This window comes from Vibrio sp. V04_P4A5T148, from assembly GCF_963875605.1.
Lineage (GTDB): Bacteria > Pseudomonadota > Gammaproteobacteria > Enterobacterales > Vibrionaceae > Vibrio > Vibrio anguillarum.
Genome location: NZ_CAWNMS010000058.1, coordinates 100739 through 114609 on the forward strand (window position 1 = coordinate 100739; position 13871 = coordinate 114609).

The window sequence follows — 13871 nt, forward strand, 5'->3', positions numbered from 1 at the left end:
CTGTTTATATTTCACATTAACATACAAATACAAATGATAGTAATTACCATTTAGATCCAATATCATTGCGCACAGCTTGAATCTGTTATTGATGAATAAGGTAATAACTCAGATGTACACTAAAACACTACTATCAGCCTCCATATTGCTAGCGCTTTCCCCTGCTGCTCTCGCAGAAGAAGTTTCTCGATTCGATGAGGTTGTTGTTTCGGCAACGCGAACCGAGCAGAGTAAAAAAGATGTATCGTCATCCATTGAAAGTATCTCCTCTTCTGAGATTGCAGAAGTAATGGCTGATAATATTCAGCAAGCTCTAAATTCCACCCCAGGTGTTGAAGCGGAAGGTAATGGCCGCTTTGGAATAGCAGGATTTAATATTCGCGGCATGGATGGAAGCCGTGTAAAAATGATGGTTGATGGTGTACAGCAACCTGTACCTTATAACCCTGGCGCAACTGAACAACGAAAATATCCAAACGCAATAGAGATTGACACTCTACAAGCTATTGAAGTGAACAAAGGTGCGTCATCTACACTGTATGGATCTGACGCTTTAGGTGGTGTGGTATTGCTACGCACTAAAAATCCAGAAGACGTTCTCGTCACAGAAGGAAATGAGCAACGCTTCGGTATCAAGTCTGGTTATACGTCCGCTAACGAGCAATTTAAAACGACATTAACGTGGGCAATGCGTCAAGATAAACTGGAAACCTTACTGATGGCAACTTATGCCAATGGCAGTGAGACCCAAACTCATGGCTCAGGTTCAGAAATCGAAGGCCCTGATCGCGGCGCTCAAAACCCGGCTGACTCCAAACTTGGCAACCTGTTGGCAAAAGCATTTTATCAAGCCAATGATAACCATCGACTTGGGCTAACCGCCGAGTATTACAACAAACGGTATGATGAAGACGAGCTAAACTATAACGGTTATTCCATTATGCCCGGCTTTACCTATACCGATAACTACAACCAAGATACCAATGAGCGTCTTCGTGTCGGTATAGAGCATCAATGGTTGATGAATACCCTGCTTGCTGACTCTTTAGATTGGTCATTGAATTTCCAAGATTCTAGCGCTCTCGCTAAGAACTACGACACAACGCCATCTAATGGCCGCCGGTTACGTGAACGGGAATCATCAGATCAATCGATTCAATTTGATGGACAGCTCTCCAAAGCCGTAGATCTCAATGGCAACCTTCATGAATTTACCTATGGTGCCAGCTACATCAACAACGACTTCGACCTCGATAATACTGACTATAAATTAGATGCAGGTACATCTACCCCGGGTAGCTCTGGCATTCCTGATGCGACTATCGTGCAATGGGGGCTATTCCTACAAGACCAAGCCTACTTCATCCAAGACCGTTTAATATTAACCGCTGGTCTTCGATACGATTCTTTTGAAGCGACACCCAGCGTTGATGCTGGCTACACTCAGTCTTATGAAGCCAATAAAGACAGCGCATTCACTGCTCGATTGGGTTCTGTTTACCACGTCAATCCTAACCTAGCGGTATTTGGTCAAATTAGCCAAGGATTCAAGGCACCAACTGTTTACGACCTTTACTACTTCTATAATCAGGGGGCAATCATTGATGCGAACCCAGATCTTAAAGCAGAGAAAAGTTTGTCCTATGAACTTGGGCTACGTGGTCAAAATGACTCAACTAATTTTGAAATCACCACCTTCTATAACGAGTACACCGATTTTATTACTCAGTCAAAGACAGGCAAACAAGGTGGCAAGGATATCTTTACCAAAGAGAACTTGGATGAAGTCACGATTTATGGTGCGGAATTTAGCTCTCGAATTGATTTAGATAAAGCGTTTAATGCCCCACAAGGGACTTACACCCGTCTAGCCATTGCCTATGCAGAGGGAGAAGATAAGAAAACAGGTGATGCTTTAGATTCAGTCGCGCCTCTAACCAGTAATGTAGGCTTAGGGCTGGATCGCGACCAATACGGAGCACTGCTTAATGTTAAGATGGTTGCAAGTAAGACGGACTGGCAATCAAATACAAATGCAGATGCCGCTGGTTATACACTTATCGATTTAACGGCCTACTATAAACCAATGCAAGACCTAACCATCCGCGCTGGTCTATTCAATGCACTCGATAAAAAATATTGGCTGTATAGCGATCTCACGGGCCGAGATGCTACTGGCGAAACCTTTAACATCGATAGCAAATCACAGCCTGGGCGTAACTGGGGTTTAAATGTAGATTATCAATTCTAACGTTCTCTCATCCAAGCCACAAAGCCAAGCTCTACGCTTGGCTTTGTTTTATCTACATTTCTCATACTCGATTAACGATCCCACGAAGTCACAGATAAATCATTAACTCGTAACAACGGTAAATCACGATCAAAAAAGGCTAGATAACTAGCCTTTTCTTACAATGTCCAATGTATCTTGAGCGATTAAGATTACGCGTTGGAAATTTTCTTATGCCCTTCATCAAGGTGCACAAAATCAACCATGTCATCACCAGACACTTGATACGCCTGGCCAAAGCCTTTCACATAAAGACCTTTTTCTACTTTCAACTGGAATAAAGCAAAGTCTTGCAGCTGGCTTAAGCCGTCAATGATCTCGCCAAAACGAGCTTGCATTTGACCAATGACTTGCTGCCATAATGCCGTTTCACGTGGTACGACACTCGCAACGGCGTCAAACGTCAACCGTTGACGGGCAAAAATCTGTTTTGATGAGCTTTCGTCTGCAATCATCATCAAGGAGACGTGCGGGTTCACCTCTAAGTTACGCGCATGACGAGCGATGTGCGAAATCAGCACAAAGTAACCTTCTTGGTTTTGTACAAATGGCGCGTAACTCACATTCGGACGGCCTTCCGCGTCCACTGTAGCCAATTGCAATGTACGACGTTCTTGACGAAACTCTTGGATTTCAGGTTCCAATCGTCCTTGTAATCGCTCTTGTTTGATCTGCTGATCCATGACTTTCTCCTCGACCCTTTCGCACTGCGTTCAGGGCTTATCGTTATATCAATATTATTGGTTGGAATGAACGTCTTGTTGTAATGCTCTAAAACGTGCGACTTGCTCTGCAATCAGTTCGCGCTTTTCATCTCGGCCTAGATAAATTTTAAAAATGTTATCGCCTTGCTCACTAAAGAAACCAAAGTAATGACTTTCACGTCCCATAAAAGGCTTGCTGACTAAAGCAACGTGCTGGATGGATTCCAATTTTAAGTGGCCGTGTAACTCGCCCTCTTTACCCATCAAGTTATAATAGCCACGAGCCAACTTCCCTTTTGGAAAAGGCGCTTTCACTTCAAATATAGAGCCAAAAGAGTGGACAATCGTTGTGACCATTCCCCAATCCGCTAGTGATTCCAACAGCGATTGAGCTTGAGCCCCATCAACAATCGCAACCATCTCTTCAGGCAATGCCTGCACCACTTCAAATTCAGTCACATTCAACTCTTGCGCCATCGCTGCCGGCAATAAGGTCGGTTGTTGCTCTAATAAAGAGGCCACTTTCTGTTCAAGTAAATCCATATTCATTTCCAGTTCGTTCTTCGCTTTAAATCGCCTTACGCTGGCTCAGTACATCACATTAATCGCCACTAAAAACCCGATCCAGTAAGTAAAGTTATGGCAAAGGTGAATTAATTCAGATTGTTTATGATTAATTGTGGTTGATAGAAAACCCTGTGCTAACAAGGCGTTTCTAACCCATCTTTTCAAATTCATAAAATCATAATTTGATGCAAATGATAATGCAATTGATAATTGATCTTATTTAATTGATGGGTGATAATCCTCTCTCTGAACGCTTTGTTTTTATATGGAGTACAACGTGAATTTCACTAGATATCTTGTCGCTGGCAGCCTATCTCTCGCAATTCACGCGGCGATTTTGTTTGTTGACGACGAATCAAAAGTGTTTGCCATGCCTGCGGGAAATCAATCCACCTCAGTGTCGATTAACTTTGTGGCTCAACCTCAAGCTCAGGTAGTACAAGAGCAAGCAACAAAAACCCCACCTCCAGAAAAGAGAGCCAACAAGCCCAAACCAGCAAAAAAAGAGCCGCAAAAGGTGGTGCAGCAAAAGAGCCTGTCCAAACCTGTAGTAGACAAACCAGCACCTAAAATACCGACAAAATCAGCACAAGTGCAAACTCCTGTAAAGGAAGCCGTGACATCCTCTGTAGAGAATGAAAATAGCACTGAATCGACACCGAAAACCGCCGCCGCCCCAAGCAGCAGCGGCGCAACTAATCAACCGAAATTAGTCGATGCGCCGTCTTTTGTTACTCGCCCAACCCCTCCTGTTTATCCAAGGCTTGCACAAAAACGAGGAATTGAAGGCGTTGCGATGTATGAGGTTTGGTTAGACGAAAACGGCCGCCAAATCAAACAGGTGCTGCTCTCTTCGTCGGGCACGGCACTGCTGGATGAATCGGCTCTTAATGCCATCAAACAGTGGACATTCTCTCCTCAAGTGGTGAACGGTGAAAAAATAGCCCACCGAGTGCAAATCCCAGTACGTTTTAAATTGGAAGGATAATGGAACTACTTACTCAACTAGAACAACAACTTGGCCTGATGGCCTGGCCTCTTTTTGTCTGCTCAGCACTTGGGACTATGATCATTACTGAACGGCTTTTCCAAGTACTGCTTAGCCTTGGTGTCGGAAAAGGTGCGATTGGTAGTGCTCTCAACCAAATATCACCGACCAATACAGCGCAAATTGAGGCGTTAGCCAGTGAATTCTCAAGCAAGCGCCCATTGCTTTATAAAGGGGTTGCCATGCTGCTTGCTCATCACGATTTCGCCAAAGGATTACGTGAAGATGCGGCGGGCATTTGGTTGCAAGAAAAGCGTCATCAACTGCATTCTGGACTGCGCATTTTATCTTTGATCGGTGTGATCAGCCCGCTGCTAGGCTTACTTGGCACTGTGTTAGGTTTGATTGAAATGTTCAAAGGGGTGGCGCTCTCTTCTGGCAATATTACGCCAAACGACCTTGCGGATGGCCTAGGCATTGCGATGCGAACCACGGCTGCAGGTTTGCTGATCGCCCTTCCCGCAATTACCGGCGCTCAGCTGCTTGGCGTATGGGCTGACAGAGTGATGGCAAAACTTGAGCACACACTCAATTATGTCAACTTATGGCTCGAAGGTGTTTCTTTACAACATGATTGCACCACCAAACAAGAGCGTGTAGCTAAGTATGAGGACGTCTCTGACAATGATGTGGTAATACATCATGATTAAGACACCGCACTTTCACTCATCCCCATTAATGCCAGATTTAACGCCATTGTTGGATATCATTTTTATTGTCATGGTGTTTTTACTGCTTACAGCCGCGGTTAAATTTGAGTCATTAGACGTTTCACTGCCAACAACCGACTCACCAGCCGTGAGTGAAGTGAACAAGCAGTCAATCACAGTGAATCTTCTGGCGCACGAACCTTACTGGGCTATCGATGGCAAACAGTATATCGATTGGAATAACTTCACATTGGCGTTGTTAGAACAAAGCAAAACCAGTGATCGCCCTATCGTGATTGGCGCAGACAAAACCGCTGAAGTGCAGCAGTTGGTTAAATTGCTGGCGTTCTTGCAAGACAATGGCATCGCTGCCACTCAGTTATTAACCGACCATCCCCAATAGCCTATTCATACGCGCTTTTAAAAACCGTATGATTTTCATGAGTACAACACGATGACACACAACTCTCTTTCTCATTGGCTTGCTGCCATAACGCTCTTCATCTTCTCACCTTGGCTCTGCGCGCAAGAACGGATTATCAGTGCGGGCAGCGCGGTGACCGAAATCCTCGTTGCGTTAGGCGCACAAAATAAACTTGTTGCGGTCGATGTCACCAGTGAAATTCCAAACGATCTTGCTCTCCCAAAAATCGGTTATCATCGCCAATTATCCGCAGAAGGATTATTAGCCTTAGCACCAACACAATTGATTGGTTCTAGTGAAATGGGGCCAGAAAGCACATTGCAACAGCTTAAAGGCGCTGGCGTTAACGTCGAGGTGGTGAATGATGAATCCACACCACAGGGGTTGTTGGCACGCATTGACCAAATTGCGACGCTCGCTGATGCAAAGCCTCAAGCTAAAGCGCTCAAACAGCAAGTTCAAAGCACAATAGCGGCGTTAACCCACCATCAATCTACCCACAAGACACCGAAAAAAGTGCTATTTCTCCTTATCCACGAAGGAAGGGCAGCCAACGTGGCGGGCAGTGACACCACGCCAAACAGCATTATTGAGTTGGCTGGCGCGGTTAACCCCGCCGCTGAACAAGTGGCGTCTTATAAACCACTGTCGATGGAAGCGATAATTGAGATGCAACCGGACGTGATTTTAGTCAGTGGCCGCAGTTATGAAAAACTCGGAGGAGCAGACGCCATTTTGCAATCCATACCGACATTAGTAGCAACTCCGGCTGGGATAAATAAGCAGATCATCACCATCGATGGCCACGCTCTCGTCGGCGGGTTAGGCCTTAAAAGCTTGGCTGAAGCGCAACGTCTAAACGCATTGCTCTATCCTTAAGGGGCTTATTTTGTTACGTCATCTCTCAAAAAATGTGGTGAATGCAACGCTGTTAGTTTTGGTAATCTTAGTGAGCCTTTATTCTGTCACCGTTGGTCCAATGAATATCAGCTTCAGTGATAGTATAAAAAGCCTTGTGCTGCACTCCAATGACATTGCCGCGCACATTAATTTAGTCATCCACGAGATCCGCTTTCCGCGCACCCTACTCTGCTTGTTGGTTGGAGCAATTTTGGCGCTGTGCGGAACGGTGATGCAAGGCCTGTTTCGGAATCCATTAGCTGAGCCCGGCATCATCGGTGTTTCGGCAGGTTCAGCCCTCGGAGCCGCACTTGCGATTGTGCTATTCGCCAATTTAGCGCTGTTTTCCAACCCGTGGATGAGCGCTGCAGTGGTACCTATTTTTGCCTTTTTAGGCGGTGCATTGACTACCTTGTTAGTTTACCGATTAGGCACCAGTAAATTTGGTACTTCCGTCACCATCATGCTACTCGCAGGCGTCGCCATCAGCGCGCTATCGGGGGCGGGTATTGGCTATTTGAATTATGTTGCAGACGATCAAATGCTACGCGATCTCTCATTATGGTCAATGGGGTCACTGGCGGGTGCAAACTGGCAAAATATTCTCTTTTGCGCTGTGACCTTACTGCTGCTGCTCGTCTGTTTCTCTCGTCAAGCGATGGCGCTCAACGCATTATTACTTGGCGAGTCTGAAGCGCGTCATCTAGGCATTTCTGTGCAACGACTTAAGCGTTCAATGATTTTACTCAGCGCACTCGGCGTTGGAGTGACCGTCAGCGCGGTGGGCATGATTGGTTTTATCGGTTTGGTCATCCCTCATCTAGGCCGGATGCTGGTTGGCCCCGATCACCGTAGTTTGATCCCCATTTCGGCTTTACTTGGTGCACTCTTACTCACTGTCGCCGATATGTTTGCCCGTATAGCAGTGGCACCTGCGGAGCTGCCTGTCGGGATTGTGACTGCGCTGGTGGGTGCACCTTTCTTCCTTTATCTTCTGTTTCAACAAAAAGGCAAAGTATTTTGAGTACAACGGCAGCGATCCAAGCCAGTAATATATCGGTTAAATTTGGCCATCGAACCATTTTGGATAAGATTGATATTGAGATTTTTTCAGGTCAAGTCACAGCGTTACTTGGCCCCAATGGTGCTGGAAAAAGTACCTTGCTGAAAATACTCAGCGGTGAAATCTCATCAACAGGCAAAATGGCTTACTTCGGTGTTCCGCAAGCACTGTGGCAACCGAATGAGTTAGCAAAGCACTTGGCTATTCTTCCGCAGCAAAGTACGTTGAGCTTTCCTTTTATCGCTCAAGAAGTGGTGGAATTAGGCGCACTGCCATTAAATTTAAGCCACCAACAAATCAGTGAAGTCGCGCTACACTACATGCAACAAACCGATATCAGCGATAGAGCGAACAATCTCTACCCGGCTTTATCGGGTGGTGAAAAACAACGTTTGCATCTGGCGCGGGTATTAACTCAACTTCACCACTCCGGTGACAAAAAAATCCTGATGCTGGATGAACCAACGTCAGCGTTAGATCTGGCTCACCAGCACAATACACTGCGCATTGCACGTTCATTAGCACACCAAGAACAGTGCGCTGTTGTAGTCGTGCTGCACGATCTCAACCTTGCGGCTCAATATGCAGATCGCATGGTGATGCTGCACAATGGCAAACTGGTTTGTGATGCGCCACCTTGGGAAGCGCTCAATGCAGAAAGGATTGAGCAGGTATATGGCTACTCGTCGCTTGTCGCCGCACATCCAACCATGGATTTCCCAATGGTCTACCCCATCTAATATTGTCCTTAATAATTGTCCGTATTTGTGGGCGCGTCCCTTCGCTATAATGCGCCCCAATTCTTTATATCGTTTTTTAAAAGGTACCCCATGAGTCAGTACGTCGTCTGTGCACTCTATAAGTTTGTTGAACTCAATCACTACCAAGAGCTGCAAGCACCGCTTCTTGAACTAATGGAGGAAAACCAAATTCGTGGCACGCTATTATTAGCCAGTGAAGGAATTAACGGCACTGTGGCATCAACACGCAAAGGGATAGATGTGCTACTGGCTTGGCTTGATGCTGAACCGAACTTGAAAGGCACGGTTTACAAAGAATCACAAGCCTCAGAGCAGCCATTTAACCGTACCAAAGTGAAGCTAAAAAAAGAGATTGTCACTATGGGCGTTGAAGGTATTGACCCTCGTCACGTTGTGGGCACTTACGTGAAACCAGAAAACTGGAATGCGCTAATTTCAGACCCTGATGTGCTGGTTGTCGATACCCGTAATGATTATGAAATCCAAATCGGCACCTTCAAAAATGCGCTTAACCCACACACTGAAACCTTTCGTGAGTTTCCTGATTATGTGAAGAAGAACCTCGCACCAGAGAAACACAAAAAAGTCGCGATGTTTTGTACTGGCGGGATTCGCTGTGAAAAATCCACGGCTTATTTAAAAGAGCAAGGGTTCGATGAGGTGTACCATCTCGAGGGTGGTATTTTGAAATACTTAGAAGAAGTGCCGCAAGAAGAGAGCTTATGGCAAGGTGACTGCTATGTGTTTGATGGCAGAGTGGCTGTAGGGCACGCTTTAAAAGAGAGTCACTACGATGTATGTAACGCTTGCCGTTTGCCGATTACCGGTGAAGACAAACAGAGCGAAGTCTACGAGCAAGGCGTCAGTTGCCCATCCTGCTTCGGTACTCACTCTGCGGAACAACTGGCCCGTTTCCGTGAGCGAGAAAAACAAGTTCAGCTCGCAAAACAGCGTGGAGAAGCACACATTGGCGGCGATACCGCATCACTGATCGAACAAAAGCGTGCGCAAAAATTAGCACGTAAAGCTGAGCAGCGCGGCTCAAAACGCTAATATTTACCCCAATGCTTACTTCAAAGAATTCAACTCCTATTGGAATAGAAAAAGGCCGCAGCGTTAAAGTTAAAACTGCGGCCTTTTTTTTAAAAAAAATCACTGAATACCGTATTTCGCTAAAATGGCATCAAATGTTCCGTCAGCTTTAATCGTAGCTAACCCTTTGTTATACGCATCAATATATTTCTGCGCATTAGGGTTTGCTTTACCTGAGGTAACATGTAAAGGATTTTTAGACAAAGATGCCGTGGTAAACTGAAAATCACTGCTATTTAAGCCCGCCTCTTTCATGGTCGATAACGCGACCAACTTATCTTCAAGGGTAAGATCAATTCGTTTGGCTTGCAGTTTCTTCAAGTTAGTCGTGAGATCATTAGCGTCTGGTTTGTTGAAATTAGTGGCGGATAAAAAGTCATCCCCATAACCATAGCCCCTAACGATGCCAACTTGTTTGCCACTCAAACTATTTAAACCTGAAAATTCGAAAGCATCGCCTGCTCTTTTAATAAAGCTCAGTTCATTTTCTAAATATGAGTCACTGTAAAGTAAATAAGCCGTTCTCTCCTGCGTATACCAAGTTGCGGGCAACAGATCAATTCTGCCTTTACTCACCTCATCTAATGCTCGTGACCAAGGCATGATTTGAAAATTGACGTCATAGCCCTGTGTTTTCATAGCCGCAACAGCGATTTCTACCGATAGCCCCGGCATGCTTTTATCCGGTGAAATAAACGGTGGCCATGGATCTTGCGCAGCCGTAATAGTAGCAGCAAAGCTACTCGGTAAGGCCATCATCATACTGAAAATAAAGATCAACAGACGCTTCATACTTTCTTCTCCTTGAAGGTGGAACTTATGTTTTGAACTTACGCATATGAGTTTTAATGTTTGAGCTCAGTTGAAGAACTTCTCTCGTTCTCTGAGCATTATCTTGACCACTACTCGACAGCTCATTAGTGGCCTCTGATGCTTCAACAATCGCCTGACTGACTTCATCAATGGCTTGTTTCTGCTCTTCTGTGGCATGCGAAATCTCTCCATTTCTTTCAGAAATTTCAGAGATAGTATTTTTCACCTGCTCAACAGAATGTTGTGACTCTGATACCCGCTTAGCGGTGCTTTCTAACAAATTAGAGATGCGAATAATTTCTTGCTCAACCGATTCTGTTGCACTGCTAAGTGAGCGAATATTGGTTTGGATCTGTTCAGTGGATTGGCTAGTTTTGGTCGAAAGGTTGCGCACTTCGTCAGCCACTACTGCAAAACCACGACCATGCTCACCTGCGCGTGCCGCTTCAATAGCAGCGTTCAGTGCCAGCAAGTTGGTTTGCTCGGAAATGTCATTAATCACCCCGACCACGGTTGATATTTTCCGCCCTTCATCAAGTAGCTTATGCATTTCCGCGTTTACCGAACCCATTTCGGAACGCATGTTTACAATCTCGGCGGCAGAGCGTTCTATTGAGTGGTAAACATTATCGACCAATTGAGAAGCCTCACTTGCTTGCCTTGCGGCGTCATTAGCGGTTTCAGCCACTGTTGCCACCGACTGACTCATCTGTGTGGAAGCGGCAGCGACGGTCGATAAACTGTGCTTTTGTTGATCAATTTGCTGCGCATTTCTAATGGCAACCTGACCACTCATCTCTGCGGTGTCTTTTAACTGCACAGAAGCATTCGTTACTTGTACAACTATCTCCCTTAGCGACTCCGTAAAATGATTAATACTGCGGATGATCTGCGAAAACTCTCTATATTTGGGTTCTGGAATGATGCGACTTAAATCCCCTTCACCGGTTGCAAGATCGGCCACTCGCTCTGTTAAATCGTTGAGCGGGCGAAGGACGGTTTTCGTTAACGCCAAAATTAGGAATACAATCATTACGCTATCTAAAATCAGCAACTCAATCAGGCTATATTGCAGACTTTGTAACAAGGTTTTTTCTAGCCTATCTGTGTTATAGAAAAGCTCTACCTGACCAACTTCATTTTCCTTTTCATACTCAACAAAGGTGAGCTTTTGCACCGAAGAGAGCATGGATTCGTATTGTTTCCCCTCATTGGGCTCCATCTCTTTCACATCTTGAGACTCGGGTGATGTACTCAGGAAAAGAAGCGGTGTACCACCCGCATCTTTCACTCTAACCGCTTGTATGTCTGGGTTATTTAACTCTGCTGAAATAGTGAGTTTGGCGGCATGTAAATCAAAATCCCAAATTGCTTTAGGTAGGCTGTAGCTCAAACGCTCTTTTGCATTCAAGATTGATGTATCTAGGCTATGCTGCAACTCCGCTTTCTTTGACTGGTAATCAATGTAACTAGAAATGCCCAACACAATGGACACTGCCAGAACAACTTGGGTAACAAAGATCACTTTGACACTTTTCCACATACTTCATTTCGCCTTAATCAATGGTATGAGTTAAGCACTGTGCGTTGACTTCATCGCACCGCATGATAGCCATCTGACTCTTGTGTTTAATGAATAGGACGCAGACCAGAAGAGAGGTCAATATCATCTCTGCTATTGTCTGAACTCATACCGATCATATTGATCTCACTTATCTTTTACTTAAGGATAGACCAAGAAAGAAAAAGGTTATTATTTTTTAAGCCGAAAGTTTACTTTCGGCTTAATTTAGAATTGAGTAGCGAATGAAGAAGCGCTGACGGGCTGGATAGGAGAGTATTTGGCCGTAACCAACGCATTTAATAGTGATACCCCTGTCGCCTCTTGTTCGGTAAACACTCTTGCACTCATCACTGCTTTTCCGCCGTTGATGAACACTTCTAATGAAGAATTATCCGCGAGAATCTGCAGCTCAACCTGTTCACACTCTAAGGCCAATTCACGAATCACATCACCTTGACGTATCAAAGTATGGGAACGATCAAAACGTAATACTTTTTGCTGGGCATCCAAACTCAGTTCAACGTATTGCTCACCTTTTTCAAACAAACGTAAGCTTGCCCCCCACGGCAAAGTGATACACATTTCAAAACTTTTGGTGTTGAGAATGGTGCATTTATCGCTTAACTCCAAACTTACCGGCTGGTTACATAACTGCTCTAGCTCCTTTATAGGCCTTTGAATAAGTTGACCATTCTCAACACTCAACTCACGCAGTGCCGTAAGTTGATGCAGCCAGCCGTTGTCACAACTAGGATGATTAATTTCGTCAGGCAACCCCATCCATGCACACAAGACACGCCGCCCGTCTGCCGTTTGCATTGTTTGAGGAGCATAAAAATCAAAGCCGTGATCCAGTGGTTGCAGATGACAAAAGTGAGGATGATCATTTTCATCCCATAAGACTTTTGCAATACGATTCTGATGGATAACTGTGTGGTTCACGTTATCTGAAATAATCCCTTGAGGGCCAAAAACAAAATAACTTTGGCCCGCAATTTCAAACAGATCGGGACATTCCCACATGTAACCGAGCGGTGCGATTTCTTCACCAAATAGACCATCGAAATGCCACTCTTTAAGATCATGTGAATGGTAAATCGCCAGCCGACCTTGCAACTGCGTTGTTTGCGCGCCAAGCAACATGAGCCATCTTCCTCGGTGGCGCACTATTTTAGGGTCGCGAATGTGTTCCGTGACACCCGTTGGCAAATTACGGATCACTGGGCCACGTTTTTCAAAACAGAGGCCATCTTGCGACACAGCTAAACACTGCGTTGTTTGACGCAATCGCTGTTCACCTAACCGAACATTGCCAGTATAGAAAAGCATCAACTCATCGTTGTGACTTAAAGCATGACCAGAAAAAACTCCGTGACTGTCATACCAATCTGATGGAGTCAGTGCAATACCTTGCCATTGCCAGTGAATAAGATCAGTACTCGTCAGTTGTACCCAATATTTATCCTTGTGCTCACACCCATAAGGATACCACTGATAAAAAAGATGATATTTTCCTTGGTGATAAATGAAACCGTTTGGATCATTGAGCAGCCCTTGCGGCGGAGAAATATGCCACGTTGGACGAAAGGGACAATCGTTTGGCGAGGAATAGGCGTACGCATTAAGCCGCAGCTGAGAATCAATCATTCGACCTAAACTGTTGATCAGTTCATCGGCATATTCATTGATGTTATCTTGTTGAATCAAAAATGAAAGCTGCCATTCACCGAGCACTTCTCGCAAGCGCATATGACTCGGTAAAACATTGACTAAAGCTGGATCTCGCAGCGCAATAACGATTTCGCCTCTTGGTGCGAGTACTCGCTGAATATTGGCCGGGCCGCCAACTAATCTCACCATCTCTTCAAATGACATTTTTTCCACTGGCACTGTTTCTAATGACATGACTTACACTCAACTTATGGGAACGATTGCAAAATATAAAAAAATAAGCCTGCTTGCAAGCATTGGTGAAATATTGCCCTCAATTATGCG

The 13871-nt window shown here is 45.0% G+C and carries 13 protein-coding genes; 8 read left to right on the forward strand and 5 right to left on the reverse strand.

Annotated elements, in window-relative coordinates; all coding sequences use genetic code 11:
- Positions 1–112 precede the first annotated feature (112 nt).
- A complete protein-coding gene (locus AACT18_RS12690) occupies positions 113–2251 on the forward strand; it encodes a TonB-dependent hemoglobin/transferrin/lactoferrin family receptor (RefSeq protein ID WP_094124606.1) in 2139 nt (712 codons plus the stop codon).
- 191 nt (positions 2252–2442) lie between these two features.
- On the opposite strand, the gene hutZ is transcribed toward AACT18_RS12690, so the two are convergent.
- On the reverse strand, positions 2443–2973 hold the full coding sequence (gene hutZ / locus AACT18_RS12695; RefSeq protein WP_094124607.1) for a heme utilization protein HutZ: 531 nt from the start codon (positions 2971–2973) through the stop codon (positions 2443–2445).
- A 54-nt stretch (positions 2974–3027) separates the two neighbouring features.
- Positions 3028–3537, reverse strand: a complete 510-nt coding sequence (gene hutX, locus AACT18_RS12700) for a heme utilization cystosolic carrier protein HutX (RefSeq protein ID WP_094124608.1) — start codon at positions 3535–3537, stop codon at positions 3028–3030.
- 301 nt (positions 3538–3838) lie between these two features.
- On the opposite strand from hutX, the gene AACT18_RS12705 reads away from it, so the two are divergent.
- From AACT18_RS12705 to trhO, 7 genes are all read left to right on the forward strand, one after another.
- Positions 3839–4549, forward strand: coding sequence for an energy transducer TonB (locus tag AACT18_RS12705; RefSeq protein WP_094124654.1), 711 nt, complete (start codon positions 3839–3841; stop codon positions 4547–4549).
- A complete protein-coding gene (locus tag AACT18_RS12710; protein WP_094124648.1) occupies positions 4549–5259 on the forward strand; it encodes a MotA/TolQ/ExbB proton channel family protein in 711 nt (236 codons plus the stop codon). Before AACT18_RS12705 ends, AACT18_RS12710 begins: the two co-directional genes overlap by 1 nt.
- The gene (locus tag AACT18_RS12715) at positions 5252–5662 is read left to right on the forward strand and encodes an ExbD/TolR family protein (protein WP_094124649.1); all 411 of its coding nucleotides are present in this window, start codon (positions 5252–5254) and stop codon (positions 5660–5662) included. The genes AACT18_RS12710 and AACT18_RS12715 overlap by 8 nt, the downstream gene beginning before the upstream one ends.
- 51 nt (positions 5663–5713) lie before the next feature.
- Positions 5714–6562, forward strand: coding sequence for a heme/hemin ABC transporter substrate-binding protein (locus AACT18_RS12720; RefSeq protein WP_094124650.1), 849 nt, complete (start codon positions 5714–5716; stop codon positions 6560–6562).
- 10 nt (positions 6563–6572) lie between these two features.
- Positions 6573–7607, forward strand: a complete 1035-nt coding sequence (locus tag AACT18_RS12725; protein ID WP_094124651.1) for a FecCD family ABC transporter permease — start codon at positions 6573–6575, stop codon at positions 7605–7607.
- A complete protein-coding gene (locus tag AACT18_RS12730; RefSeq protein WP_094124652.1) occupies positions 7604–8386 on the forward strand; it encodes a heme ABC transporter ATP-binding protein in 783 nt (260 codons plus the stop codon). Before AACT18_RS12725 ends, AACT18_RS12730 begins: the two co-directional genes overlap by 4 nt.
- A 90-nt stretch (positions 8387–8476) precedes the next feature.
- On the forward strand, positions 8477–9460 hold the full coding sequence (trhO, locus tag AACT18_RS12735; RefSeq protein WP_094124653.1) for an oxygen-dependent tRNA uridine(34) hydroxylase TrhO: 984 nt from the start codon (positions 8477–8479) through the stop codon (positions 9458–9460).
- A 99-nt stretch (positions 9461–9559) separates the two neighbouring features.
- Here the strand turns inward: trhO and AACT18_RS12740 are convergent, their stop codons facing one another.
- The 3 genes from AACT18_RS12740 to AACT18_RS12750 all read right to left on the reverse strand — a co-directional run bounded on the left by AACT18_RS12740 (position 9560) and on the right by AACT18_RS12750 (position 13781).
- Positions 9560–10291 carry a transporter substrate-binding domain-containing protein gene (locus AACT18_RS12740; RefSeq protein WP_013856728.1) on the reverse strand — a complete coding sequence of 244 codons (732 nt, stop codon included), beginning with the start codon at positions 10289–10291 and terminating at the stop codon, positions 9560–9562.
- Positions 10292–10316: 25 nt separating this feature from the next.
- On the reverse strand, positions 10317–11855 hold the full coding sequence (locus AACT18_RS12745) for a methyl-accepting chemotaxis protein (protein ID WP_094125140.1): 1539 nt from the start codon (positions 11853–11855) through the stop codon (positions 10317–10319).
- Positions 11856–12101: 246 nt separating this feature from the next.
- On the reverse strand, positions 12102–13781 hold the full coding sequence (locus tag AACT18_RS12750) for a glycoside hydrolase family 32 protein (protein WP_094125141.1): 1680 nt from the start codon (positions 13779–13781) through the stop codon (positions 12102–12104).
- Between the last annotated feature and the right edge of the window lie 90 nt (positions 13782–13871).

Coding starts and splice junctions, on each gene's coding strand:
- AACT18_RS12690 (WP_094124606.1), top strand. CDS start 113: ATGTACACTAAAACACTACTATCAGCCTCCATATTGCTAGCGCTTTCC.
- hutZ (WP_094124607.1), bottom strand. CDS start 2,973: ATGGATCAGCAGATCAAACAAGAGCGATTACAAGGACGATTGGAACCT.
- hutX (WP_094124608.1), bottom strand. CDS start 3,537: ATGGATTTACTTGAACAGAAAGTGGCCTCTTTATTAGAGCAACAACCG.
- AACT18_RS12710 (WP_094124648.1), top strand. CDS start 4,549: ATGGAACTACTTACTCAACTAGAACAACAACTTGGCCTGATGGCCTGG.
- AACT18_RS12715 (WP_094124649.1), top strand. CDS start 5,252: ATGATTAAGACACCGCACTTTCACTCATCCCCATTAATGCCAGATTTA.
- AACT18_RS12720 (WP_094124650.1), top strand. CDS start 5,714: ATGACACACAACTCTCTTTCTCATTGGCTTGCTGCCATAACGCTCTTC.
- trhO (WP_094124653.1), top strand. CDS start 8,477: ATGAGTCAGTACGTCGTCTGTGCACTCTATAAGTTTGTTGAACTCAAT.
- AACT18_RS12740 (WP_013856728.1), bottom strand. CDS start 10,291: ATGAAGCGTCTGTTGATCTTTATTTTCAGTATGATGATGGCCTTACCG.
- AACT18_RS12745 (WP_094125140.1), bottom strand. CDS start 11,855: ATGTGGAAAAGTGTCAAAGTGATCTTTGTTACCCAAGTTGTTCTGGCA.
- AACT18_RS12750 (WP_094125141.1), bottom strand. CDS start 13,781: ATGTCATTAGAAACAGTGCCAGTGGAAAAAATGTCATTTGAAGAGATG.